The following is a 23,855-nucleotide window of genomic DNA, read 5'->3' as shown; positions in this document are numbered from 1 at the left end:
CGAGTCACATCCTGAAGACGCCGAAATTCGACGTCCCCTTGATCGGGCCAGTGGCGATGGCGGACAAACACATTCCGAGCACTGTCCGGGTGTCCCGCGGATCGATGACGCCGTCGTCGTAGAGCATTCCCGACAACACCATGGGCAGCGACTCCGCCTCGATCTGGCCTTCCACCGCGGCGCGCATGGCGGCGTCGGCCTCCTCGTCCACCTGCTGCCCGCGGGCCTCGGCGGCTGCCCTGCTGACAATCGACAAAACGCCGGCCAGCTGCGCGCCGCCCATCACCGCGGATTTGGCGCTGGGCCAAGCGAACAGGAAGCGCGGGTTGTAGGCGCGTCCGCACATGCCGTAATGCCCGGCGCCGTAAGAGGCGCCGATCAGCAGCGAAATATGCGGAACGGTCGAGTTCGATACGGCGTTGATCATCATCGAGCCGTGCTTGATCATCCCGCCTTCCTCGTACTTCTTGCCGACCATGTATCCGGTTGTGTTGTGCAGGAACAGCAACGGTGTGTCGGCGCGGTTGGCGAGCTGGATGAACTGGGTGGCCTTTTGTGACTCCTCGCTGAACAGCACGCCGCGGTGGTTAGCCAGGATGCCGATGGGATAGCCGTACAGGTTCGCCCACCCGGTCACCAGCGAAGACCCGTAGAGCGGTTTGAACTCGTCGAAGTCCGAGCCGTCGACGATGCGTGCTATCACGTCGCGTGGGTCGAAGGGGATGCGCAGATCCGACGGCACAATGCCGAGGAGTTCCTCGGCGTCGTAGCGGGGCTCGCTGACCGCCGTCGGGGCAGGACCCTGCTTGTGCCAGTTGAGCCGGGCGACGACGCGACGGCCGATCCGGATGGCGTCGAGCTCGTCGACGGCGTAGTAGTCGGCGAGACCCGATGTGCGGGCGTGCATTTCGGCGCCGCCCAGCGATTCGTCGTCGGACTCCTCGCCGGTCGCCATCTTCACCAGCGGAGGCCCGGCCAGGAAGACCTTCGAGCGCTCCTTGATCATCACGACGTGATCGGACATGCCCGGGATGTAGGCGCCGCCCGCGGTGGAGTTGCCGAACACCAGCGAGATGGTCGGGATGCCGGCAGCCGAGAGCCGCGTGAGGTCGCGGAACAACTGGCCGCCGGGGATGAAGATCTCCTTCTGCGTGGGCAGGTCGGCACCCCCGGACTCCACCAGCGAGATCACCGGCAACCGGTTCTCGAACGCGATCTGGTTGGCTCGCAACGTCTTCTTGAGCGTCCACGGATTACTGGTGCCGCCCTTGACCGTCGGGTCGTTGGCCACCAGAACGCACTCGACGCCCTCGACGACGCCGATACCGGTCACCACGCTCGCCCCGAGGGTGTACTGACTGCCCCATGCGGCCAGCGGACTCAGCTCGAGGAACGGCGAATCCGGATCGACCAGCATTTCGATGCGTTCGCGCGGGGTCATCTTGCCGCGGTCGTGATGACGCTTGACGTACTTCTCGCCGCCACCGGCCAGGGCCTTGGCGTGCTCGGCGTCGAGCTCGGCGAGCTTGACCGCCATTGCCTCGGCCGCTTCGGCGTAGGCGGAGGAACGCGAATCCAAGGTCGACGCCAGTGTCGTCATGACTGGTATCCCAGCGACTTTGCCGCCAGCGCGGTGAGAATTTCGGTTGTGCCGCCGCCGATTCCGAGAATGCGCATATCGCGATACTGCCGTTCGACCTCGGATTCGGCCATGTACCCCATGCCGCCGAACAGTTGCACCGCCTGGTTGGCGACCCATTCGCCTGCCTCGACGGCGGTGTTCTTGGCGAAGCACACCTCAGTGATCAGGTTTGACTCACCGGCGAGTTGCCGTTCGACGAGGCTGTGGGTGTAAACGCGGGCGACGTCGATGCGCCGCGCCATTTCCGCCAACGTGTTCTGCACGGACTGCCGGGCGATCAGCGGCTTGCCGAACGTCTCGCGGTTACGGCACCACTCGACGGTCAGGTCAAGGCACCGCTGGGCACTCGAATACGCCTGCGCGGCGAGGCCGATTCGTTCGGACACGAATGCGCCGGCGATCTGAAGGAAGCCGGTGTTTTCGGCGCCGACCAGGTTGGCGACCGGCACGCGGACGTCGGTATAGGACAGCTCGGCGGTATCGGACGAGCGCCAACCCATCTTGTCGAGCTTGCGGGAGACCTCGAAGCCCGGTGTGTCCTTGTCGACGACGATCAACGACACTCCCGCCGCGCCCGGGCCGCCGGTGCGCGCGGCGGTGACGACATAGTCGGCGCGAACGCCGGAGGTGATGTAGGTCTTGGCACCGTTGAGGATGTAGTGGTCGCCGTCCCGGGTGGCCTTGGTGGTGAGATGTCCGACGTCCGAGCCGCCGCCGGGTTCGGTGATCGCCAGCGACCCGATCTTGTGGCCGCTCAACGTCGGCCGCACGTAGGTGTCGATCAACCGCTGATCACCCGACGCGATCATGTGCGGTACGGCGATGCCGCAGGTGAACAGCGACGCGAACACTCCGCCAGGCGCTCCGGCGTAGTGCATCTCTTCGCAGATGATCGCGGCGTCGGCGCCGTCACCTCCGCCGCCGCCCACTGCTTCGGGGAATCCCGCCCCCAGCAGGCCGGCCTCGGCAGCCTTGCGGTGGAGTTCACGCGGCAGCATGCCCGAGTGCTCCCATTCGTCGACGTGAGGCAGGACCTCGCGTTCGGCGAACGCGCGCACCGTCTTTCGCAGCTCGTCGCGTTCGGGGGTGTGCCAGATGCTGCTCATGCCAGAAGCCTTTCGGGAATATCGATATAGCGGCTGCGCAGCCATTCGCCGAGGCCTTTGGCCTGCGGATCGAAGCGGGCCTGATAGGCCACACCCTGACCGAGGATGCCTTCGATGACGAAGTTCACGGCACGCAGGTTGGGTAGGAGATGCCGTTCGATGTCGAGATCGGCTGTTTCCGGGAGCAATTCGCGCAGCTTGTCGACTGTGAGAGCGTGTGACAGCCACCGCCATTGGTCGGTGGTGCGTACCCACACGCCGACGTTGGCACTGCCACCCTTGTCGCCGCTGCGTGCGCCGGCGATGCGTCCCAACGGCACGCGTTGCGTCGGTCCGGTCGGCAGGGGATCGGGTAGGTCGAATGATGCGACGGGCTCGAGCGCCTTGGTTTCGGTAGCGGCGGGAATGCTTGTGCGGGTGCCGCCGGCATGCACGGCGACATGTGGCACTTCCGTCGCATCGACGTAGCCTGCGGTGAATACGCCATACACCTGCCCGGCGCCCGGCGGAGCGGTGGTGGTGAAGCCCGGATAGCTGGCGAGCGCCAACTCGACTGCGGCAGAAGAGAATTGACGGCCGACGTTGTCCGGGTCCGGGTCGCGCACCACGCAGTGCAACAGGGCGCTCGCCGCCTCTTCAGTGTCGGCGTCCTGGTGATCGGTGCGGGCCAGCGTCCACTCCATCTCGGCGGGTTTGACCGCGAGGCCCGATTCGAGCTGTCGACGCGCCAACTCGGCTTTTGCGTCGATCTCGAGGCCGGTGAGCACGAATGTCATCGAGTTGCGAAAGCCGCCGATGCTGTTCAGCGACACCTTCAACGTCGGCGGGGGCGGTTCGCCGGTGACACCGTCGATGCGCACCCGGTCGGCGCCATCGGGGGAAAGCTCGATGCTGTCCATCCGCGCCGTCACGTCGGGGTTGGCGTACCGGGCGCCGGTGATCTCGTAGAGCAGTTGTGCGGTGACGGTGTCGACGCTGACCACGCCGCCGGTGCCCGCGTGTTTGGTGATCACCGACGCGCCGCTGTCGTAGATCTCGGCCAACGGGAAACCCGCGTGTGTGAGGTCGGGGACTTCGGTGAAGAAAGCGTAGTTGCCGCCCGTGGCCTGCGCCCCGCATTCGATGACGTGACCCGCCACCACCGCGCCGGCCAGGCGGTCATAGTCGTCGCGGGCCCAACCGAAGTGCGCGGCAGCGGGACCGACGATGACCGACGCGTCAGTCACCCGGCCGGTGACGACGACGTCGGCGCCGCCGTTCAGGCAGTCGACGATGCCCCATGCACCCAGGTAGGCGTTGGCCGCCAGCGGGCCGGCGAATCCCAGTTCGTCGGCACGGGCCACCAGATCGTCGCCCTCGACGTGGGCGACCTTGGCGTCGAGGCTGAGTCGCGTCGCGAGGGCCCGCACGGCGTCGGCCAAGCCCGCCGGATTCAGCCCGCCGGCGTTGGCGACAATGCGCACGCCGCTGTCCAGCGCGATGCCCAGACACTCCTCGAGCTGGGACAAAAATGTCTTCGCGTAGCCACGGTCGGGGGACTTGGCCCGGTCGCGGGCCAGGATCAGCATGGTCAACTCGGCCAGATAGTCGCCGGTCAGGTAATCCAGTTCACCGCCGAGCAGCATTTCACGCATCGCCGAATGCCGGTCACCGTAGAAACCCGAGCAGTTGCCGACGCGGACCACCGACGACCTGTCCGTAGATACCACGCGTCCTCCTCGTCGATCAACGCGTCAACCAACCGGTAGGTTAGCCGGTACCACCGGTCCGCCGTCAAGGTGCCGTGCCCGCGTCAGCGACGGCCTTATACGGCGCGCTCAGCGCGGATGATCAGCGCTTAAAACCACAGTTCGGAGGCTACGCTCGGGGTAGATGAACTGGCTGGCATTGATCGTCCTGGCCGCGCTGGTGCTGGCGACGGCCGTGTGGCTCGTGTGCCGGTTCCGCAAAGAGAACCGCCGGATCGACGACATGATCCGCGATTTCGACCGGGAAAATCCGCGACGCGAGCCCGAGCCCCCGTCGCCGGTGCGGCGGCTCGCCGGTCTGCGCCGCCGCCGGTAATCGCCGGTTTTGGCGACCACGCAGGTCACCGGTATCCTGATGGGCAATTGCCGACGCCGTACTTCGCGCGGCAGCACCCCCCAAGAGGAGCTTCAACCGATGGCTGTCCCCAAGCGCCGAATGTCGCGCGCGAACACCCGTAGCCGCCGCTCGCAGTGGAAGGCCAAGCGCACCGAGCTCGTCGGTGTCACTGTCGCAGGCCAGCAGCACAAGGTGCCGCGCCGTCTGCTCAAGGCCGCCCGCCTCGGTCTGATCGATCTCGACCGCCGTTAGTCCCGACCCGGCGCTTTGGGTTTGATGTCGCCGGCTGTCCGGCTCCGGCGAGCCTCTCAGCCCACTCTCAGGCGATGGGTTAACACTGGTAGCCGTGCGAATTCTTGTCGTTGACGACGACCGCGCCGTCCGCGAATCTCTTCGTCGCTCCCTTTCCTTCAATGGTTATTCGGTCGCGTTGGCCCAGGACGGTCTGGAAGCTCTCGACGTGATTGCCAGCGATCGGCCAGACGCGCTGGTGCTCGATGTGATGATGCCGAAGCTCGACGGCCTCGAGGTCTGCCGCCAACTCCGCAGCACCGGTGACGATCTCCCCATCCTGGTGCTCACCGCGCGCGATTCGGTATCCGAACGCGTCGCGGGCCTGGACGCCGGCGCCGACGACTATCTGCCCAAGCCGTTCGCCCTCGAAGAACTGCTCGCGCGCATGCGCGCGCTGCTGCGTCGCACCACGCCCGACGACGGCGCTGAGTCGCCGGCGATGACGTTCGCCGATCTCAGCCTGGATCCCGTGACCCGCGAGGTCACCCGCGGGGACCGCCAGATCAGCCTGACGCGTACCGAATTCGCGCTTCTGGAGATGCTGATCGCCAACCCGCGGCGCGTGCTCACCCGCAGCCGCATCCTCGAGGAGGTGTGGGGTTTCGACTTCCCGACCTCGGGCAACGCCCTCGAGGTGTATGTCGGCTATCTGCGCCGCAAGACCGAAGCAGAGGGCGAGCCGCGGCTGATCCACACCGTGCGCGGGGTGGGTTACGTGCTGCGCGAGACACCTCCGTGATGAGGGCTTGCCCGAAGAACCGACAAAGCTGATGGCTATTTTTCGACCTCCGTTGCGCCCCAGTGCGCTACCCGAACCCAGCTCGCTGTCCCTCCGCTGGCGGGTGATGCTGCTTGCGATGTCGATGGTCGCGATGGTGGTCGTGCTGATGGCGCTCGCCGTCTACGTCGTCGTATCGCGTGCGCTCTACGACGACATCGACAACCAGTTGCACAGCCGTGCGCGTCTGCTCATCGAAAGCGGTTCGCTGGCAGCCGATCCCGGCAAGGCCATCGAGGGAACCGCCTATTCCGACGTCAACGCGATGCTGGTCAATCCGGGCCGCTTCATCTACACCGCCAACCAACAGGGCCAGACGCTGCCGATCGGCAAGCAGGAGAAGGACGTCATGTCCGGGCAGCTGCTGCTGTCGCTGCGCACCGCCGATCATCAGCGCGTGCTGGCAGTGCACCTGAACAACGGCAGCTCGCTGTTGATCTCAAAGAGCTTGGCGCCCACCGGCAAGGTGCTCAAACGGCTGGGCACGGTGCTGCTCATCGTGGGCGGGGTTGGCGTGGCGATTGCCGCATTCGCCGGCGGCATGGTCGCCCGTGCCGGGCTGAGACCAGTTGCCCGGCTCACCGAAGCCGCAGAACGGGTGGCCCGCACCGACGACCTGCGACCAATACCCGTCGTCGGCAGCGACGAACTGGCCCGTCTCACACAGGCTTTCAACATGATGCTGAGGGGTCTGGCGGAGTCCCGTGAACGCCAGGCCCGCCTGGTCACCGACGCGGGCCACGAATTGCGCACCCCGTTGACGTCGTTGCGCACCAACGTCGAACTCCTGATGGCGGCTCAGGAACCGGGCGCACCGCGGCTGCCCGAGGATGAGATGGCCGGTCTGCGGGCAGACGTGATCGCCCAGATCGAGGAAATGTCCACGCTCGTCGGCGATCTGGTGGACCTCACCCGCGACGACGCGGGCGGTGTGGTCCATGAGCCCGTCGACATGACCGAGGTCGTCGACCGATCGCTGGAGCGAGTCCGGCGGCGCCGCAACGACATTGAATTCGATGTCGACGTTGTCCCCTGGCAGGTGTACGGCGACCCGGCGGGATTGTCGCGCGCTGTGCTCAACCTGCTCGACAACGCGGCGAAGTGGAGCCCGCCCAACGGGCGCGTCGGCGTCCGGCTCACCCAGGTCGACCCCGGGCATGCCGAGCTCGTCGTCTCCGACCATGGACCCGGCATCCCGCCGCATGAACGTCAGCTGGTCTTCGAGCGGTTCTTCCGCTCCACTGCCGCACGCGCGATGCCCGGCTCGGGGCTGGGTCTGGCCATCGTCAAACAGGTCGTGCTCAGACACGGGGGTGCGCTGCGGGTGGAGGACACCGTGCCGGGCGGACAACCGCCGGGCACCTCGATATTTGCGTTGCTGCCCGGTCGGCCCATCTCCGCAACACGGCCCCCAGAGGTCGAAGCGGAAGCGGTGGCAGGCGCCGACAATGGGTAACCGGTCGAACGCGACTGACCGGAAAGCTGGGAATGCGCCGAACATTCTCTAAGTGGATTCTCAGCCCGTCCGGGCACCGTGGAGGCGCGGAAATTCGTTGTAGAACTGTCGGAACGTCCTACCTCGAAGAACTCGAACTCGTAGAAAGAGCCCGTAGCGACATGACGAACCACCCGAGGTACTCACCGCCGCCGCCACACCACGGCCGCCGGCCCGGCGATGACCGCACGGCGGTATACACCGGTCCACTGGGGCACACCGGCTATCCGCAGCAGCCCTACGACTGGCGGTACGCCACCCAACAGCCGCAGCACACCTACCGTCAGCCCTACGACCCGTATCGCGGCTCTCCCCAGCCGCAGCATGCAGGCGGGCGGTATCCGCAGCATCAGGTGCCACCGCAAAAGCGTTCCCGCGCAGGACTTTTGACTGTCGGTGCGCTGACCATCGCCGTGGTCTCGGCGGGTATCGGCGGCGGAGTCGCGCTGATGGCCAAGCCCGGGAGCCACCCCGGCGGCACCCAGATCACCGCGGCTCCGAGCGTTCCCGCGGCAAGCCTGCCCGCCGGCTCCGTCGAACAGGTCGCCGCGAAGGTAGTGCCCAGCGTCGTGAAGCTCGAGACCGACGTGGGCCGGGCTTCCGAGGAGGGCTCCGGGATCATCTTGTCAACCGACGGTCTGATCCTCACCAACAACCACGTGGTGGCGACCGCGAAGGGCGCCGAGACCACCGTCACGTTCGCCGACGGGCGGACCACAAAGTTCACCCTCATCGGCGCCGACCCCAGCAGCGACATCGCGGTCGTGAAGGCCGACGGCGTCTCCGACCTCACCCCGATCACCATCGGCTCGTCTGCCAACCTCAAGGTCGGCCAGGACGTGGTCGCGATCGGGTCGCCCCTCGGCCTGGAAGGCACGGTCACCACCGGCATCATCAGCGCGCTGAACCGGCCGGTGGCCGCGGGCGGAGATGTCCGCAACCAGAACACAGTGCTCGACGCGATCCAGACCGACGCCGCGATCAACCCCGGCAACTCGGGCGGCGCGCTGGTCAACATGAACGGCGAACTGGTGGGCGTCAACTCGGCCATCGCCACGCTCGGCGGCGAGTCCGCCGATGCGCAGAGCGGCTCGATCGGCCTGGGCTTCGCCATCCCGATCGATCAGGCCAAGCGGATCGCCGACGAACTGATTCAAAACGGAAGCGCGTCACACGCCTCGCTGGGCGTCCAGGTCGGCAATGACGCGGCGACGCACGGCGCCAAGATCGTCGAGGTCACCGGCGGCGGCCCGGCCGCGGCGGCAGGCCTGCCCAGCGGCGTGACCGTCACCAAGGTCGATGACCGGGTGATCGGTAGCGCTGATGCGCTTGTGGCAGCCGTCCGCTCGAAGGCTCCCGGGGAGAAGGTCACGCTGACGTACCTGGACCCGTCGGGCAAGCCGCGGACCGTGCAGGTGACTCTCGGTAAGGCGCAGCAGTGACCACCGCACCCGGCACGCCAAGGTTGAGAGTGGCTGCGCCGGTGTCCGCGACCAGATATACGGTGGCACTCATGGAACAGCCAGGCGAATTGGTTGGTCGGGCCCTCATCGTCGTCGTCGACGACCGCACAGCCCATGGCGAGGAGGACCACAGCGGTCCCGTAGTCACAGAGCTGCTGCATGAAGCCGGCTTCGTCGTCGACGGTGTTGTCGTGGTGTCAGCCGACGAGGTGGAGATCCGCAACGCGCTTAACACCGCGGTCATCGGCGGCGTCGACCTCGTGGTCTCGGTGGGCGGCACCGGGGTGACGCCGCGGGACGTGACGCCAGAGGCGACTCGCGACATTCTGGACCGCGAAGTTCTCGGCATCGCCGAGGCGTTGCGGGCGTCCGGACTTTCGGCGGGAATCGTCGAAGCCGGACTGTCGCGGGGCCTTGCCGGCATCTCCGGCAGCACGCTGGTCGTCAACCTCGCCGGTTCGCGAGCAGCCGTCCGTGACGGGATGGCGACGTTGAGCCCGCTGGCCACTCAGATCATCGGTCAGCTATCCAGCTTGGAGATCTAATTAATCCGGTTCACGGTGTAACTGCGCGCGTGCTTATACGCGCCGCAAGCCGCTACGAACTGCGCCCTAAGTTACGTGTGTGTGAACTACAAAGTGCGACAAAGTGTGATGTTCGTCACAGCGGGGGCGCGTTGTGACGGCTTCGTCTAAACCATCAAAGGGTGCAGTTAACAAGATCTTTGGCGAGGAAATTCCGCAGGCTTCGCCCGACGAGCGTGAAATCAATTCTCCTGCCGCGGACGACGAGCACGACGACTGGTTGCGGAACAATATTCCACCGCACCACGAATGACTATTCAGTAGACGCTGATTCCTGATAACCGCTGGTGCCGGGTTGTTTATCGGGGCCGGTCACAGCGCTGCGAGTGCGACGGACAAGGGTCATGGCCGCAGGGGTCCACCCAACCCCGACACAGCCGCTTTTAATCACGGGACGACAGTTCTAGCAAACTTTTGATCCGTATGTGTCGGCGCTGTGACGTGGTCTCCTACGCGTTGCCGCTCCGATGGCCTGCCGTTATGTTCCTCCTGTCAACGATGAGCAAAACGTAAGAAGAACGTGTGGACCTTCTCATTTGTCGTGCATGTGACTCTTGCGTTGTGTGTGGTGAAGGCGTACTCACCAAGCACATAACGGATCGGTGCCGCCCCACGGCCACCGCAGACAGAGCTAGGGAGAACATGAAGGCAATCAGTCGGGTGCTGATCGCGATGGTCGCCGCCATCGCGGCTCTTTTCGTGAGCACCGGTACCTCTCACGCAGGGCTGGACAACGAGCTGAGCCTGGTTGACGGCCAGGATCGCACGTTGACGATTCAGCAGTGGGACACCTTCCTCAACGGCGTTTTCCCGCTGGACCGCAACCGCCTGACCCGTGAGTGGTTCCATTCCGGTCGTGCCAAGTACCACGTCTCGGGCCCCGGCGCCGACCAGTTCGAGGGCACGCTGGAACTGGGCTACCAGATCGGTTTCCCGTGGTCGCTGGGTGTGGGTATCAACTTCAGCTACACCACCCCGAACATCCTGCTCGACGACGCCTCGCTGTTCCCCGTGTTCAACCCGCTGGGCTCGGTCATTACGCCGAACCTGTTCCCCGGCGTGTCCATCAGCGCTGACCTCGGTAACGGCCCCGGCATTCAAGAGGTCGCGACCTTCTCGGTCGACGTGGCCGGCCCGCAGGGCGGCGTTGCGGTCTCCAACGCGCACGGCACCGTGACCGGCGCGGCGGGCGGGGTGCTGCTGCGTCCGTTCGCCCGGCTGATCGCCAAGACCGGTGACAGCGTCACCACCTACGGCGAGCCCTGGGATATGCAGTAACTCTCTAGCTATAGAAGTAGCCCCCGGCCCGGCAGCCGGGGGCTACTTCTATGTGTGCGCTTTTTCTAGTCGGCGCTGGTGGTCTTGGTGGTGTCGGGGGTTGGGCCGGTGCCCGGGCCGGTCGTCTGCTTCGGCGCGCCCGCCTGGTCGGCGAGCAGATCGCGGATCTCGGTGAGCAAGCTCAGCTCGGTGTCCTGTGCCTGCTCGACTTCGCCGCGCTCGCGCAGCTTCCTGTACGGCAGGACGATGATGAAGTAGATGACCGCCGCCACGATCAGAAAGTTGATCAATGCGGCCAGCACGGCGTTGAAGTCGACGAACTGTTCGGGATTTCCGCCGAGCGAGATCTTCAGGATTCCGTAGTCTCTTTTCCCGCCGGCGCCGATGCGGTCCACCAGAGGCTGGATCACCTTCGTGGTGAACGCGGTGACGAGCCCGGTGAACGCCGCGCCGATGACGACGGCGACGGCAAGGTCGATGACATTGCCGCGTGAAAGAAATTCTTTGAAGCCCTTCAACATGCGTGGGATCCTCCCTGCGGTCGACGTGCGTTGTTGGCCAAGAGAATTGCCACGTTAGTCGCGGCGAGCAACCAGTTCAGTGAAACGTCAACGTCACCGCTTGCATCAACGTCGCACCGGCCACGTCGTTGGCCGCTTGAGCGGGCAGCGCGATCAGCACGACGCGGTCACCTGCGCCAGGACCCTTCTGCTTCTCCGACACCAGCACGACGACCGCGTCTGTCGCCACCACGCGCGGATCGGCGTCGCCGGGTCCAGCTTGGTCGGCCGCGGCCAACACATCGACCACATCGCCCGGCCGCACCAGGTCCAACAGCGCCGTGTCGGCGAGATGCAGGGGCACGATGCGAGCGTCGCGACCCGCGGCCGACTGAGCAAGCCGGGAGCCGAGCAGTCGCACGTCGGTGAGGACCTCGCCGCGACGGGCCGGACCGGCCAACGTGGAGCCGACGACGTCTGCGACGGCGGTTCTCGATCCATCGGGAATCGTTGCGGCCAAGCGCTGTTCGATCCGCACATCGGCGGCCGTCAGTTCGACACCGGGGGCGAGGTCACGGGCGGCGACGACGATATCGCTCCTCTCGCCTTGCGGATCGGACCGAAACGCCGCAACGGCGGCGAGCAGGACCAGCGCTGCCGCCGCTACCCGGCGGGCCGCCGCGGTGCGTGTCCAGTCCGGCCGCCACTCGTGGATGAGCCGGCTCAGCACCGACGGGTTGAGTGCGGAATCCCTGCGAGGCGCCATTGCAGCCACGCTAGGTGCACGGAACCGCGGCGAGGGGGCCGTCAGGCTGGTTGTGGATAACTTCGCGACTGAGCGCCGCGGATCAGCTGGAGGCTGCGGCCGCCGCGGGCGCCGAGCTCGAGCTGCTCGACGAACTGGAACCCGAGCTGTCGGACTTCTTATCCGACGAGCTCGAGGAGCTTGTCGGCTCGGAGCTGGTCGATGAGCCGTTGGACTTCGCGGCTTCGCGGCTGTCGGTGCGGTAGAAGCCGCTGCCTTTGAAGACCACGCCCACCTTGCCGAACAGCTTGCGCAGCCGACCGTCGCACTTGGGGCACTGGGTCAGCGCAGCGTCGCTGAAGGACTGCGCCACATCGAACTTGTTGTCGCACTCGGTGCACGCATACGAATAGGTAGGCACGAAAATCCTCCGTGGTGGTCTAACTACTTAGCACTCTACCGGCTCAAGTGCTAGAACCGCTATGTGGGATTCGACATTCCCGGCTGATTCAGGGCGCCATCCAGGGCGATGAGGCCGCGCGCCGGCGTCAGCGCGTGGGTCATCACGACGTCATGGGGTTCAGCCGGCAGCGCGTTGAGGAGCTCCTCGTCGCGGACCACTGCGACGAACCGCGTCGACGGCCGCGCTAGCGGCAGGGTGCGGTCGTAGAACCCCGCTCCGCGACCGAGCCGCACCCCGGCCCGGTCGACGGCCAGCGCCGGCACCAACACCACCGCCGCTTCGCGTATGGCCTCGGGCGGCAGCCACGGCTCGCGCGGTTCCTGCAGTCCCAGTCGGGCCGGCACGAGGCCGCCGGGGCGGTACCGGCCCCACTGCATCGGCTGCGGCACACCGTCATCGTTGCTGCGCGCAACGGGCACCAGCACCTCTTTGCCGAGCTGTAACAGCTTGTCCAGCAACGTGATCGACGCGGGCTCGAAGCGGATGGGCACGTAGGCGCAGACCGTGTGCGCTGCGTCGACCGCTTCGGCGAGATGATGGCACAGAGCGGCGGCTTCGGCTTCGTGCATCTCGGCGGTCAGCGCGCGGCGGGCCGCCAAGATCGCCGCCCGCAGCTCGGACTTGCTCGCAGACACCACGCGTCCACGATGACACGGCGAACGCCGAAGACGATGGCGATAATGTGTGAACGATGACACCCCCTCAGGTCTCGATTCCCCGCACGGCGGTCGTCCCAGCCGCTGGACTGGGGACCCGCTTCCTGCCCGCCACCAAGACGGTGCCCAAGGAGTTGCTGCCCGTCGTGGACACGCCGGGCATCGAGCTGGTGGCCGCCGAAGCCGCAGAAGGTGGAGCCGAACGGCTCATCATCATCACCTCCGAAGGCAAGGACGGCGTCGTCGCCCACTTCGTCGAGGACCTCGTCCTCGAAGGCACGCTGGAGGCGCGCGGCAAGCAGTCGATGCTGGAGAAAGTGCGGCGCGCGCCCGCGCTCATCAAGGTGGAGTCGGTGGTTCAGGCCGAACCTCTGGGCCTCGGCCACGCGGTCAGCTGCGTCGAGCCGTCGCTGGCGGCCGACGAGGACGCGATAGCGGTGCTCCTGCCCGACGACCTCGTGCTGCCGACCGGCGTATTGGAGACGATGTCGAAGGTGCGCGCCAAGCGCGGCGGTTCGGTGCTGTGCGCGATCGAGGTGCCCAAGGACGAGATCAGCGCGTACGGCGTCTTCGATGTCGACCCCGTTCCCGACACCAACAACCCCAACGTGTTGAGGGTCAAGGGAATGTTCGAGAAGCCGGAGCCCGACAAGGCGCCGTCGCTGTTCGCGGCTGCGGGCCGCTACGTGCTCGACCGGGCGATCTTCGACGCGCTGCGGCGGGTGCCGCGGGGAGCGGGCGGCGAGATCCAGCTGACCGACGCGGTCGCGCTGCTGATCAACGAGGGTCATCCGGTGCACGTCGTGGTGCATCGCGGGGATCGACACGACTTGGGAAATCCCGGGGGCTACCTGAAGGCTGCGGTTGACTTTGCGTTGAAGCGCGACGACTACGGCCCCGATCTACGGCGGTGGTTGGTGGAACGGCTCGGGCTGATCGACTGCTGACGCATCGCGACGGCCCCCTGACGGAGAAAGGCGTCTTGTGCGTTCGGTGGAGGAGCAACAGGCACGGGTCACGGCCGCTGCGGTAGCCCCTCGGCCCGTGCGGGTCGCGATCGCAGAGGCGCAGGGACTCATGTGCGCCGAGGAAGTGGTCACGGAACGGCCGCTGCCCGGCTTCGACCAGGCCGCCATCGACGGGTACGCCGTGCGCAGCGTCGACGTGTTGGGGGTGCGCCCGATCACCGGCGGCCGCGACGGCTCCATCGACGGTGACGCGGCCGACGACGCCGATGATGAGCAGATCAGCCTGCCCGTGATGGGCACTATCGAGGCGGGCGCACGGACGCCGAGCCGACTGCAGCCAAGGCAGGCGGCCCGCGTGCAGACCGGTGCGCCGATGCCGACGCTCGCCGACGCGGTGCTGCCGCTGCGGTGGACCGACGGCGGACAGTCGCGGGTGCGGGTGCTGCGGCCGGTGCGGTCCGGCGCATATGTCCGGCGCACGGGCGACGACGTGCAGCCCGGCGACGTGGCGGTGCGGGCGGGCACGATCATCGGCGCCGCGCAGGTGGGTCTGCTGGCGGCCGTCGGCCGAGAACGGGTGCTGGTGCATCCACGCCCACGGCTGTCAGTGATGTCCGTGGGCGGTGAGCTCGTCGACATCTCCCGCACACCGGGCAACGGCCAGGTGTACGACGTCAATTCGTATGCCCTTGCCGCGGCCGGCCGAGACGCGGGCGCCGAGGTGAACCGTGTCGGCATCGTCGACACCGATCCCAAGCAACTGCGCGATGTCGTCGAGGGTCAGCTGAACCGCGCCGAGGTCGTCGTGATCGCCGGCGCGGTTGGCGGAGCAGCGGCCGAGCGCGTGCGTTCGGTGCTCGCCGAGCTCGGCGACATGGAGGTCACCCGGATCGCGATGCACCCGGGTTCGGTGCAGGGTTTCGGCCAGCTCGGTGTCGACGGCGTGCCGGTGTTCCTGCTGCCGGCCAACCCGGTCAGCGCGCTGGTGGTGTTCGAAGTGATGGTGCGGCCATTGATCCGGCTGTCGTTGGGCAAGCGGCAGCCGATGCGCCGCGTTGTGCAGGCGCGCGCCCTGTCGCCGATCGAGTCGGTGGCCGGCCGCAAGGGTTTCCTGCGTGGGCAGTTGATGCGCGATCAGGACACCAGTGAGTACCTGGTGCAGGCGCTTGGCGGAGCGCCAGGCGCGTCGCATCTGCTGGCGACGCTCGCCGAGGCGAACTGTCTGGTGGTAGTGCCCAGCGAGGCCGAACAGATCCGCACCGGTGAGATCGTCGACGTGGCCTTCCTGGCCCAGCGCGGCTGAGCGACAATCAGTCGTGAACCTTTGGCGTGCGACGTCCGCCCACCCGGGCTGGCCAATGCGGGTGGGCCCGCTTCGGGTGCCCGGGGGAATCGTCGGGTTGCGGCCGGTGCGGTTGCGTGATGGTGCGATGTGGAGCCGCATCAGGCTGGCCGACCGCGCGCATTTGGAGCCGTGGGAGCCCACGACCGACATGGATTGGCAAGCGCGACATGCCGTTTCGCAGTGGCCCTCGGTCTGTTCGGGTCTGCGGTCGGAGGCGCGAAAGGGTCGCATTCTGCCGTATGTGATCGAGGTCGACGGGCAGTTCAGCGGTCAGCTGACCATCGGCAACGTGACGCACGGCGCGCTGCGGTCGGCGTGGATCGGCTATTGGGTGGCCCGTTCGCATACCGGCGGCGGCGTGGCGACGGCGGCGCTGGCGCTCGGCATGGATCACGCCTTCGGCCCGGTGCGGCTGCATCGCCTTGAGGCGACTGTGCGCCCGGAGAACGCCGCGAGCCGCGCGGTGCTGGCGAAGGCCGGCTTCCGCGAGGAAGGCTTGCTGCGCCGCTATCTCGAGGTCGACGGTGCATGGCGCGACCACCTGCTGGTCGGCATCACGGTCGAGGAGGTGCACGGCTCGGTGAGCTCGTTGCTGGTGCGCGAAGGCCTCGCCAGCTGGGCGTGAGCGTAGAGGGCCCAAACCTAAGAGTGCTGTGGCAAATGTGACATGTGTGACTGTTGGTGCTTGTCTGTGATGAATTACAGGTGTGTAATTGTCTCGGCGCGCCACCGACGGATGCGCTGGTCACGGACCTAGCCTGATGGGGAAAGGAGCAGGCGCCATGCCAAGCATCCCCCAATCACTCCTCTGGATCTCGCTCGTAGTGCTGTGGCTCTTCGTGCTGGTTCCGATGTTGATCAGCAAGCGCGAGGCCGTGCGGCGCACGAGCGACGTGGCCCTGTCGACGCGGGTCCTCAACAGCACGAGCAGTTCGCGACTGCTCAAGCGAGGCGGACCGGCGTCGGGCCACCGCAGCGATCCGGACTGGCAGCCGGCCGAGGACGAGCTCGACGAGCTCGATGACGACTACGACGACGACGACGAGGACGACGAGGAGGAAGCGCCACAGAAGTCGGTGGTGCTGGCGGCGTCCGCAGTCGAAGACACCGAGCCCGACTACCTCGACGTCGACGTGGTCGAGGAGCCCGTCGCCGCATTGCCTGTCGGCGAATCCCAAGAGCTGACACTGGATTTCGACGAGCCCAACGAATCCGAAGCCGAAGAGGAAGACGTCGACACCGCGATCTACGAGGTTGCGACCGACGAATACGAACTCGAGGAAGACGCCAACAACACCCACGACACCGACCACGCCGACGACAAGTACGAGTACGTCGACGACTCCTCAGGTTTGGAGGCGCCGGAGGAAACTGATCTGCGGATCGCCGACTCGATGGTGGCCGCCCGGCGACGGCGGTACGACCCGTCGAAGGCCGCAGCGATCAGCGCCCGCAAGTACAAGTTCCGCAAGCGGATGCTCGCGGTGCTGACGCTGGCGACGGTCGCGTCGGCCGTTGCGGCGTACTTCTCGGCGCCGTGGGTGTGGTACGTCTGCGGCAGCGTGGCCGCGGTGACGCTGCTGTACCTGGGCTATCTGCGCAGGCAGACGCGCATCGAGGAGCGGTTGCGGCGGCGTCGCCTGCAGCGGATGGCCCGCTCGCGGCTCGGGGTGGAGAACACCGAGGACCGCGACCTCGACCTCGTCCCGTCGCGCCTGCGTCGACCCGGTTCGGTGGTGTTGGAGATCGACGACGAAGACCCGATCTTCGAGCACCTGGATTACGCTCCCGCGGCGCGCGAGTACCACCTGCCGCGGGCGGCGGGGCAGTAATCCGGCGTCCCGTCAGCCGGTTTCTGCGCCGGCGGATTCACTGGTAGCCTGTGCTACCGACCAGGGGCTATGGCGCAGTTGGTAGCGCGACTCGTTCGCATCGAGTAGGTCAGGGGTTCGATTCCCCTTAGCTCCACTCAATAACCGCAGGTCAGAGTTTTCGACATGGGAACACACTTTTGTGTGTCAACACCCCGCGTCAACGCCGTGGGTTTACCTTCATGCCATGGCATCTCTCCGCAAGCGCCGCTGTAAAGACGGTACCGAAACCTTCGCCGTCGTCTACCGCTTCAACGGGAAGCAGACTTCGACGTCCTTCACGGACTTCAAGTCGGCTTCCCGATTCTGCGATCTCGCAACGAAATTCGGCCCAAAGAACGCGCTGGAATCCCTCCGTGCCGACATCTCGCCGAAGTCGGGCATGACCGTCGGCAGTGGCTCAACCGGCACGTCGATCACCTCACCGGCGTCGACGACAACACCGTCGAGAAGTACCGGGCCTACATCCGCAACGACATCTCCGAGCACATCGGTTCAATTCCGTTGTCAGCCCTGAACCGAGAGCACGTCGCCCTCTGGCTCAAGCAGATGCTCCTGCCGAACGAAAAGGGATGGGTGCCGAGCGCGAAGACGGTGACGAACAAGCACGGCTTCCTTGCCGGAGCGCTCAATGCCGCCGTCGGCGGTGGGTTCATCCCGGCCAACCCATGCACCGGAATGGGAATGCCTCGCGACGACGATCCCACCGAGATTGTTTTCCTCACGCGGCATCAGTTCCGTCATCTCCACTCGAACGTCACCGAGTACTGGCAGCCACTTGTCGAATTCCTCGTGGCCTCCGGCACTCGATGGGGAGAAGCTACGGCACTGCGTCCTGCGGATGTCGACCGCGAGGCAGGGACGGTCCGAATCTCGCGATCCTGGAAGCAGGGGACCGGTGGTTATCGGCTGGGTGCCACCAAGACCAGGAAGAGTTTGCGGACGATCAACGTACCGAAGGCCACGCTCGACAAGCTCGACTACTCCAACGCCTGGCTCTTTGTGAATCGAGCTGGGGGTCCCGTGCGTGCTCAGGGATTCTACAACCGCGTCTGGTCCCGAGCTGTCGAGAAGGCCTGGCCCTCGGTCGACGAGAACGGCGATCCGATCTCACGCGAGCTTCAGCCGCGCGTTCATGACCTGAGACACACGTGTGCGAGCTGGATGATCCAGGCCGGTGTTCCACTCCCGGTGATCCAGCAGCACCTCGGCCATGAGTCGATCCAGACCACCGTCGGTGTGTACGGCCATCTGGACCGTCGGTCGATGGAAGCCGCAGCCGACGCCATTGGCGCAGCTCTGAGTAAGTAGTTAGTTTAAGTCCGCTATTAGTCCGGTTGTGGCCCTTTGGTTTTCGGGAACATTCAGCGCTGTGTCCCATCGGTTTTTGGGAATACCAAGCCCTTTGACGTTGTTAAAACTGGTGCTACGGTAGGTTCGAACATCGCGTCGGCCTCCGGCGCGAACACCGAAAGAAGCGATCCCCAGGGTCCACCACAAGGACAGGGGATCGCTTTGTCATCTCTCACGTTTGACACCGCCACATCCGCCGCGAGGATGGGCGCACCCTCCGAACGCTGGCTGATCGAGAAACTTCGTTCAGGCCAGTTGCCCGGCAGGAAAATCGGCAGAAGCTGGTTCATGACCGACGCAGATATTCATGAAGCCCTGGACAGCTGCAGTAACCGCGGGGAGCCATCCGCAGATGATGAACGATCCCCGGCGACGATGAGGCGTCTTGATCCAATCCTGCGATCGGAGACCTGGAGAGTGAGCCTTGAAGTAGTTGAGAGCTGAAAGACCCGGACCCGGCTCGCTGATGCCGCCTGACCTGCGGCTTCGTGTGACATCCTTTCTGAGTGTCTGCAGGATCGTCCTGCGGTCACTCCACGGTGCCGAAGGAGGTCGCCTTGACACTCCCTTCATTGGTTCTGGTACACGGAGGCGGTTTTGCCGCCGATTGTTGGGAGCCAACCGTAGACGCGATCCAACGGAGAGAGCCGAAGCTAAAAGTGCTGGCCGTTGATTTGCCAGGTCGGCGAAACAAGGCCGGTGACCTGATCACGGCTTGTATCGACGAGTGGGTCGACTCGGTGGTGTCGGACATCGAGAATGCTGCGCTGGACGACCTCGTAATCGTCGGCCATTCGCTGGCGGGGCTGACCGTACCGGCTGTTGTCACCAAGCTCGGCTCGGCGCAGGTGCGGGAGATGATCCTGGCCACGGCGCAGGTACCAGCCAACGGCAGCGCCATCGTGGATACGTTTCCCGGGGCACAGAGCTGGTACGCACGTCGCGCCGCGAAACGTAAAGTGCAGAAAGGCCGTTCGGTCCGTCCGGGAGGTTTGCCTACTGCTTTGGCGAGGTTCGTATTTTGCAACGGCATGACCCCCGCACAGCGCCGGTTCACGCTGGCTCGGTCTTGTCAGGAATCACCCTCCATCATGATCGAAACGGTAGACCGCAGCGGGATGCCCGACGATGTGCCACGCATGTGGATACTCACTCGTCGCGATCGCGCCGTCTCGATGAAGATTCAACACCAGTGCATCGCTGCCCTCGGCGGGGTGCAGAAAATCATCGAGATCGACACCTGCCACATGGTCATGGTCAGCGAACCGGAACGGCTGGCACAGATACTCGTTGACCGCTGTCGGCGATACGTGTAGTCGTCCAGCATCGATGGGCTGATGAAGCCGACAGGTCGCGGTTCGTCTCAGCCCACGACATGCTGCGTCCTTTTCCCATCGGTTGAACGGGCGGGACGCCTACTCTCCCGACATGGATCGCATCTGGCAGTGGGCGTGGGATCGGTACGGGCCGAGGTATTCCTGGGCGGTGTTTGCAGTAGGGCTTCCTTTGCAGCTGTGGGTCTGGCTTATTTTGTCGTTTGCCGTTGTCGGGGTTGAGAAGTCCGATAACTACGTCGAGGCGGCGGTCGTCACCGCAGTCGGGGTTGTGGTGATGGTGTACGTGCTTATCCTCCCCGGTGTTGGCCCGATTCGTATCGTCGAGCAGTGGGCAGCTGGTAATGACATTTGTCAACAAACCGCGCTCACTGCGACCTACAGGTGGGGTCGGCGGCTCGCTGCCCGATGGGTGGCTATCGGCGCTTTTGCGTCCGCCCTGGTATTGGTCGCTGCGGGGGCAGTTGCCGGGGCGAGCGTGCAGCGGCTCGTGGAATGGGGGATTGTCGGCGGCAGTATCGGGATAGCCGTCGTCCTCACCGGTGCGCACAGCTTGGTAGAAGCTGCGCTGCGCCCAGCCAGACGCGCTATCGTCGGCGACTCTGGCGTTGGTGATTACATGCCGCGCTCTCGTCCAACATTTGCCGCTTGGGCAAACGTGACCGTGATCACCGTCGGGTTCGGCTTCGCCGCTACGGGCGTGATGCTTGGAGGCGCTTTCAGCTGGATTAGTGAAACTCCCTTGGTCGCCTTTGCCGTCGGCTCCGGGATGACACTTCTCGTAGCGGTGCCGCTCACGATAGGTGCGCTTTTCTCACCCTCCATGCAACCTATCCGCGACCTCGCCGCCGGTACCGAACGTGTTGCTGCGGGCAACTATTCGCAACGCTTACCGGTAGTTCAAGACGACGACCTGGGTGCGCTGGCGGCGTCGTTTAACCGCATGCAAGACGGTTTGGCTGAGCGGCAACGACTTCAAGCAGCGTTCGGTTCCTACGTTGACTCCACACTTGCAACCAGGCTGCTTGAGCAGGGTGACGACGTGTTCACCGGTGAACGGCGTGAGGTGACCGTAATGTTCGTGGATATCCGCGACTTCACCCCGTTCGCGGAGACCAACACCGCTGAGGACACCGTCGCTCGCCTCAACGCCTTGTTCGAGATAGTGGTGCCTGCCGTCGTTGACGCCGGTGGACATGTGAACAAGTTTCTCGGTGACGGCGCGCTGGCAGTCTTCGGCGCACCCAACGACCTTGCGGGTCACGCTGATGCGGCGCTGAACGCAGCTGTGCTGATTCAGCGTCTGGTCGCCGAGCGATTCAACGGCGACCTTCGCATTGGTATCGGGATCAACACGGGCGTGGTGATCGCGGGCACCATCGGCGGCGGCTCCAAGCTGGAGTTCACTTTGATCGGGGACGCCGTGAATGTCGCCGCCCGCGTCGAGCAGCTCACCAAGACCACCGGAGACACGATCCTTCTCACCCAGCAGTGCGTCGACGCCCTGACTGCACGACCACCTGGACTCCTCGACCGGGGATCGCATGCGCTGAAAGGGAAGTCAGCCGGGGTGCAGGTCTTCGGGGTCGAGATGAACAAACGTGTCGCGAAATAGACAGCATATGCACATCTCGAAAGTCAGTCGCAGGCCATCTCGCTCATGCATTTCGACGAGGGTCCACCGCGTCGCGTGGCTTTGGTGAAAGTCGGGATTGCGGAGCCCATGTGAATGCAGAATTTCGCCATGAGCGAGTACTTGCTAGTCCATGGCGGGTTCGGCGTCGGCTGGGTGTGGGATGACGTGGTGATGCGGTTGGAATCCGCCGGACACGAAGCGCACGTTGTGGATCGCCTACCGAGCGTTGGGACCGATCCAGCGTCGCTCGGCGACCTCACCGCCGATGCAGGCTACGTGCGGCAGACGCTCGACGCGATCGACAAGCCCGTCGTGCTGGTGGGCCACTCCTACAGCGGAATGGTTATCACCGAGTTTGCCGATCACCCGCAGGTGCGGCACACCGTTTACCTCACAGCGATGTGGCCGCAGCGCGGTCAGTCGGCGTTGAATTTGGGGGATGTGCTGCCGCCGGTGTTCGCCCAGCGGAATGATGGGGCATTTGAAATCACCGATGATTTCGAGTTCGCGTGGCAGTCGTTCTGCCCAGACTTGGACCGGGGCCGCGCTCGCGAAGTGCTCGCACGCTTTGTGCTGCAGTCCGATTCGTCCTTCGCGGCGATGAGCACCGCGCCCGATCGCACCCACCCGACCACCTACGTGATTGCTACCCGGGAATCCGACGCCTCGGTGGCTGCTCAGGAAGCGTGGGCGGCGAACGCCGATTTGGTCATTCGATTGCCAGCCGACCACATGTTGCAGCTTTCGCATCCCGACGAGTTGGTCGAGGTTCTCGCACAAGTCTGATCGCCGAAAACTGCTATTTCGCGGTCCACGCGGCCATCCGTAGACATCCCTGAGCGGCGGTAATCACGCACTACGATTCGACGGCGAAGAGTCGCCACTCGCCGGGCACACCCTTGAGCGCGTGAGCGCCGCGTTCCTCAAATTCAAGCCCCGACCCGATCACGAGGTCGCGCAGTGTGCTGGACACCAACACCTCGTTGGCCCCCGCGAGGGCGCTCACGCGGGCACCGATGTGTACGGCGATCCCGCCGATGTCGTCGCCGCGAACCTCGCACTCACCGGTGTGCAGGCCCGCACGCACCTCGATACCGAGCGCCTGCACCGCATCACGAATCGCCATGGCGCAGCGGATCGCCCGCTGAGGACCGTCGAACGTAGCGAGGAAACCGTCGCCGGAGGTGTTCACCTCCCGACCACGAAACCGGGCGAGCTGCGACCGGACGATGGCGTCGTGTGCGTCAAGCATCGCATGCCAGTCACGGTCGCCCATGTCAGCGGCCCGCCGCGTCGAGTCCACGATGTCGGTGAACAACACCGTGGCGAGAACCCGGTCGTCAACTACATCGGGCTGCTCGCCAGTGAGGAACTTGGCGATCTCTTGGAAGGACGTGCGCCAGTGTGGCTCCACGAAATGATCCATGTTGCGTCCAGGGATCTCGACATATTTCGCACCTGGGATCTGGTCCGCGACGTCCTTACCCCACTCCGCCGGGAGCAAGACGTCGTCGGCTTGCTGGACGACCACGGTCGGTACGCGAATCGTCGGAAGAATCGCCCGCACGTCCAACGCGGCCACCACAGGCAGCATGCGCGCGACGGTTGCTGGACTAGCCGCTAGGCGTTCTAGTCGGGCCCACGAGGCCCGAATTTCGTCGTTCCACGGCTGGTCCGGATTCATGATGTGGTGCATCTCCCCGGTGCCCCATATAGCGGCCATGTGAGCCACGACTTGTTTGGAGTCGATTTCGTCGGTGCGCACGGTTCCGGGAGGCGCGTAACCCTCTAACACGACCAGCGTTAAGGTACGTGAGGGGTGCGTGGCGGCGAACAGAGCCGCAATCGGCAGCGCGCCACCGGACGTGACGAGATCCGCCTCGCGGCTGCCTAGATCGTCGAGTACCGCGGTGATGCTGTCGGCCCAATCCTCCACGGTCGGAAGCCCGCTCGAACTGACAGGGTCGGACGCGCCCGTGCCTGGATGGTCGAGGAAAATCAGTCGGCCTAGCGAGGTCATAGCCTCGACCCAACCCTGAATGAATGGCATCTCGACGAAAAGTTCGCAACAGGTGAACCACTGCGGGACGAACACGATGTCGCGCTCACCCTCAGCCGACGCGCGGTAGGCAACCCGCAAGTCCCCGTTCAGTGCATACCGCGTCTCGGAGAACACGGCGGAAGTCTAAGCCGAGGAGCGGGTCAAGGTTTCGGAGTCAGGGAAAGCTCGCCGCCCCGTCCGGCCTTGCGGCATGAACC

Annotated in this window: 24 protein-coding genes and 1 tRNA gene; 16 read left to right on the top strand and 9 right to left on the bottom strand. The window is 65.3% G+C overall.

Annotation, left to right across the window (positions count from 1 at the left end):
• Window positions 1-4: 4 nt before the first annotated feature.
• The 3 genes from A5651_RS08960 to A5651_RS08950 are packed head-to-tail and all read right to left on the bottom strand — an operon-like array spanning window position 5 to window position 4,433.
• Entirely contained in the window at window positions 5-1,600 is a 1,596-nt protein-coding gene (locus A5651_RS08960) for an acyl-CoA carboxylase subunit beta (RefSeq protein ID WP_066978463.1), read from the bottom strand.
• On the bottom strand, window positions 1,597-2,748 hold the full coding sequence (locus tag A5651_RS08955) for an acyl-CoA dehydrogenase family protein (RefSeq protein ID WP_066978460.1): 1,152 nt from the start codon (window positions 2,746-2,748) through the stop codon (window positions 1,597-1,599). Before A5651_RS08955 ends, A5651_RS08960 begins: the two co-directional genes overlap by 4 nt.
• Window positions 2,745-4,433, bottom strand: coding sequence for an acyclic terpene utilization AtuA family protein (locus A5651_RS08950; protein ID WP_255361800.1), 1,689 nt, complete (start codon window positions 4,431-4,433; stop codon window positions 2,745-2,747). The genes A5651_RS08955 and A5651_RS08950 overlap by 4 nt, the downstream gene beginning before the upstream one ends.
• A gap of 187 nt (window positions 4,434-4,620) precedes the next feature.
• On the opposite strand from A5651_RS08950, the gene A5651_RS08945 reads away from it, so the two are divergent.
• From A5651_RS08945 to A5651_RS08915, 7 genes are all read left to right on the top strand, one after another.
• Window positions 4,621-4,812 carry a hypothetical protein gene (locus tag A5651_RS08945; protein WP_066978454.1) on the top strand — a complete coding sequence of 64 codons (192 nt, stop codon included), beginning with the start codon at window positions 4,621-4,623 and terminating at the stop codon, window positions 4,810-4,812.
• A gap of 99 nt (window positions 4,813-4,911) precedes the next feature.
• Window positions 4,912-5,085: a 50S ribosomal protein L32 gene (rpmF, locus tag A5651_RS08940; RefSeq protein ID WP_066978450.1), complete on the top strand. Its 174-nt coding sequence runs from the start codon at window positions 4,912-4,914 to the stop codon at window positions 5,083-5,085.
• Window positions 5,086-5,179: 94 nt separating this feature from the next.
• A complete protein-coding gene (locus tag A5651_RS08935; RefSeq protein WP_066978446.1) occupies window positions 5,180-5,866 on the top strand; it encodes a response regulator transcription factor in 687 nt (228 codons plus the stop codon).
• A gap of 31 nt (window positions 5,867-5,897) precedes the next feature.
• On the top strand, window positions 5,898-7,361 hold the full coding sequence (locus A5651_RS08930) for a HAMP domain-containing sensor histidine kinase (protein WP_066978443.1): 1,464 nt from the start codon (window positions 5,898-5,900) through the stop codon (window positions 7,359-7,361).
• Window positions 7,362-7,522: 161 nt separating this feature from the next.
• Entirely contained in the window at window positions 7,523-8,842 is a 1,320-nt protein-coding gene (locus A5651_RS08925; RefSeq protein WP_066978440.1) for a S1C family serine protease, read from the top strand.
• Between the two features lie 23 nt (window positions 8,843-8,865).
• Window positions 8,866-9,408, top strand: a complete 543-nt coding sequence (locus tag A5651_RS08920; RefSeq protein ID WP_066978980.1) for a molybdenum cofactor biosynthesis protein B — start codon at window positions 8,866-8,868, stop codon at window positions 9,406-9,408.
• 681 nt (window positions 9,409-10,089) lie between these two features.
• Window positions 10,090-10,725 (top strand): MspA family porin, encoded by a 636-nt coding sequence (locus tag A5651_RS08915; protein WP_066978436.1) that lies wholly within the window; start codon window positions 10,090-10,092, stop codon window positions 10,723-10,725.
• A 65-nt stretch (window positions 10,726-10,790) separates the two neighbouring features.
• Here the strand turns inward: A5651_RS08915 and mscL are convergent, their stop codons facing one another.
• From mscL to A5651_RS08895, 4 genes are all read right to left on the bottom strand, one after another.
• Complete coding sequence (gene mscL / locus A5651_RS08910; RefSeq protein WP_066978433.1) at window positions 10,791-11,246, bottom strand: large-conductance mechanosensitive channel protein MscL; 456 nt, start codon at window positions 11,244-11,246, stop codon at window positions 10,791-10,793.
• A 76-nt stretch (window positions 11,247-11,322) separates the two neighbouring features.
• The gene (locus A5651_RS08905) at window positions 11,323-11,991 is read right to left on the bottom strand and encodes an SAF domain-containing protein (RefSeq protein ID WP_066978430.1); all 669 of its coding nucleotides are present in this window, start codon (window positions 11,989-11,991) and stop codon (window positions 11,323-11,325) included.
• Between the two features lie 82 nt (window positions 11,992-12,073).
• A complete protein-coding gene (locus A5651_RS24875; protein WP_082943659.1) occupies window positions 12,074-12,391 on the bottom strand; it encodes an FmdB family zinc ribbon protein in 318 nt (105 codons plus the stop codon).
• Window positions 12,392-12,450: 59 nt separating this feature from the next.
• Window positions 12,451-13,071, bottom strand: coding sequence for a 5-formyltetrahydrofolate cyclo-ligase (locus A5651_RS08895; protein WP_066978422.1), 621 nt, complete (start codon window positions 13,069-13,071; stop codon window positions 12,451-12,453).
• 53 nt (window positions 13,072-13,124) lie between these two features.
• On the opposite strand from A5651_RS08895, the gene A5651_RS08890 reads away from it, so the two are divergent.
• From A5651_RS08890 to A5651_RS08870, 5 genes are all read left to right on the top strand, one after another.
• Window positions 13,125-14,036 (top strand): UTP--glucose-1-phosphate uridylyltransferase, encoded by a 912-nt coding sequence (locus A5651_RS08890; RefSeq protein WP_066978419.1) that lies wholly within the window; start codon window positions 13,125-13,127, stop codon window positions 14,034-14,036.
• A gap of 37 nt (window positions 14,037-14,073) precedes the next feature.
• The gene (gene glp / locus A5651_RS08885) at window positions 14,074-15,360 is read left to right on the top strand and encodes a gephyrin-like molybdotransferase Glp (protein ID WP_066978416.1); all 1,287 of its coding nucleotides are present in this window, start codon (window positions 14,074-14,076) and stop codon (window positions 15,358-15,360) included.
• Window positions 15,361-15,373: 13 nt separating this feature from the next.
• On the top strand, window positions 15,374-16,027 hold the full coding sequence (locus A5651_RS08880) for a GNAT family N-acetyltransferase (RefSeq protein ID WP_082943658.1): 654 nt from the start codon (window positions 15,374-15,376) through the stop codon (window positions 16,025-16,027).
• A gap of 157 nt (window positions 16,028-16,184) precedes the next feature.
• Entirely contained in the window at window positions 16,185-17,234 is a 1,050-nt protein-coding gene (gene glpR / locus A5651_RS08875) for a gephyrin-like molybdotransferase receptor GlpR (RefSeq protein WP_066978411.1), read from the top strand.
• 63 nt (window positions 17,235-17,297) lie between these two features.
• A tRNA-Ala gene (locus tag A5651_RS08870) sits at window positions 17,298-17,370 on the top strand.
• 146 nt (window positions 17,371-17,516) lie between these two features.
• On the opposite strand, the gene A5651_RS25935 is transcribed toward A5651_RS08870, so the two are convergent.
• The gene (locus A5651_RS25935) at window positions 17,517-17,762 is read right to left on the bottom strand and encodes a hypothetical protein (RefSeq protein ID WP_231988625.1); all 246 of its coding nucleotides are present in this window, start codon (window positions 17,760-17,762) and stop codon (window positions 17,517-17,519) included.
• Between the two features lie 60 nt (window positions 17,763-17,822).
• Between A5651_RS25935 and A5651_RS08865 the strand changes: the two genes are divergently transcribed.
• The 4 genes from A5651_RS08865 (at window position 17,823) to A5651_RS08850 (ending at window position 22,382) form a co-directional block, all read left to right on the top strand.
• Entirely contained in the window at window positions 17,823-18,584 is a 762-nt protein-coding gene (locus A5651_RS08865) for a site-specific integrase (protein ID WP_231988624.1), read from the top strand.
• 599 nt (window positions 18,585-19,183) lie between these two features.
• Complete coding sequence (locus A5651_RS08860) at window positions 19,184-19,942, top strand: alpha/beta fold hydrolase (RefSeq protein ID WP_066978978.1); 759 nt, start codon at window positions 19,184-19,186, stop codon at window positions 19,940-19,942.
• Window positions 19,943-20,054: 112 nt separating this feature from the next.
• Window positions 20,055-21,575, top strand: coding sequence for an adenylate/guanylate cyclase domain-containing protein (locus A5651_RS08855; RefSeq protein WP_066978409.1), 1,521 nt, complete (start codon window positions 20,055-20,057; stop codon window positions 21,573-21,575).
• Window positions 21,576-21,704: 129 nt separating this feature from the next.
• Window positions 21,705-22,382 (top strand): alpha/beta hydrolase, encoded by a 678-nt coding sequence (locus tag A5651_RS08850; RefSeq protein WP_066978975.1) that lies wholly within the window; start codon window positions 21,705-21,707, stop codon window positions 22,380-22,382.
• A gap of 70 nt (window positions 22,383-22,452) precedes the next feature.
• Here the strand turns inward: A5651_RS08850 and A5651_RS08845 are convergent, their stop codons facing one another.
• A complete protein-coding gene (locus A5651_RS08845) occupies window positions 22,453-23,772 on the bottom strand; it encodes an adenylate/guanylate cyclase domain-containing protein (protein ID WP_066978406.1) in 1,320 nt (439 codons plus the stop codon).
• Between the last annotated feature and the right edge of the window lie 83 nt (window positions 23,773-23,855).

The organism is Mycobacterium sp. 1274761.0 (assembly GCF_001668615.1).
Lineage (GTDB): Bacteria > Actinomycetota > Actinomycetes > Mycobacteriales > Mycobacteriaceae > Mycobacterium.
The sequence above is the reverse complement of the archived record's forward strand: the minus strand, read 5'-3'. Positions and strand labels throughout refer to the sequence as shown.

Excerpts from the sequence above, each read along its gene's own strand:
- A5651_RS08960 (WP_066978463.1), bottom strand. The coding sequence starts at position 1,600 with ATGACGACACTGGCGTCGACCTTGGATTCGCGTTCCTCCGCCTACGCC.
- A5651_RS08955 (WP_066978460.1), bottom strand. The coding sequence starts at position 2,748 with ATGAGCAGCATCTGGCACACCCCCGAACGCGACGAGCTGCGAAAGACG.
- A5651_RS08945 (WP_066978454.1), top strand. The coding sequence starts at position 4,621 with ATGAACTGGCTGGCATTGATCGTCCTGGCCGCGCTGGTGCTGGCGACG.
- rpmF (WP_066978450.1), top strand. The coding sequence starts at position 4,912 with ATGGCTGTCCCCAAGCGCCGAATGTCGCGCGCGAACACCCGTAGCCGC.
- A5651_RS08930 (WP_066978443.1), top strand. The coding sequence starts at position 5,898 with ATGGCTATTTTTCGACCTCCGTTGCGCCCCAGTGCGCTACCCGAACCC.
- A5651_RS08925 (WP_066978440.1), top strand. The coding sequence starts at position 7,523 with ATGACGAACCACCCGAGGTACTCACCGCCGCCGCCACACCACGGCCGC.
- A5651_RS08915 (WP_066978436.1), top strand. The coding sequence starts at position 10,090 with ATGAAGGCAATCAGTCGGGTGCTGATCGCGATGGTCGCCGCCATCGCG.
- mscL (WP_066978433.1), bottom strand. The coding sequence starts at position 11,246 with ATGTTGAAGGGCTTCAAAGAATTTCTTTCACGCGGCAATGTCATCGAC.
- A5651_RS08905 (WP_066978430.1), bottom strand. The coding sequence starts at position 11,991 with ATGGCGCCTCGCAGGGATTCCGCACTCAACCCGTCGGTGCTGAGCCGG.
- A5651_RS08890 (WP_066978419.1), top strand. The coding sequence starts at position 13,125 with ATGACACCCCCTCAGGTCTCGATTCCCCGCACGGCGGTCGTCCCAGCC.
- glpR (WP_066978411.1), top strand. The coding sequence starts at position 16,185 with ATGCCAAGCATCCCCCAATCACTCCTCTGGATCTCGCTCGTAGTGCTG.
- A5651_RS08865 (WP_231988624.1), top strand. The coding sequence starts at position 17,823 with ATGCTCCTGCCGAACGAAAAGGGATGGGTGCCGAGCGCGAAGACGGTG.
- A5651_RS08855 (WP_066978409.1), top strand. The coding sequence starts at position 20,055 with ATGGATCGCATCTGGCAGTGGGCGTGGGATCGGTACGGGCCGAGGTAT.
- A5651_RS08850 (WP_066978975.1), top strand. The coding sequence starts at position 21,705 with ATGAGCGAGTACTTGCTAGTCCATGGCGGGTTCGGCGTCGGCTGGGTG.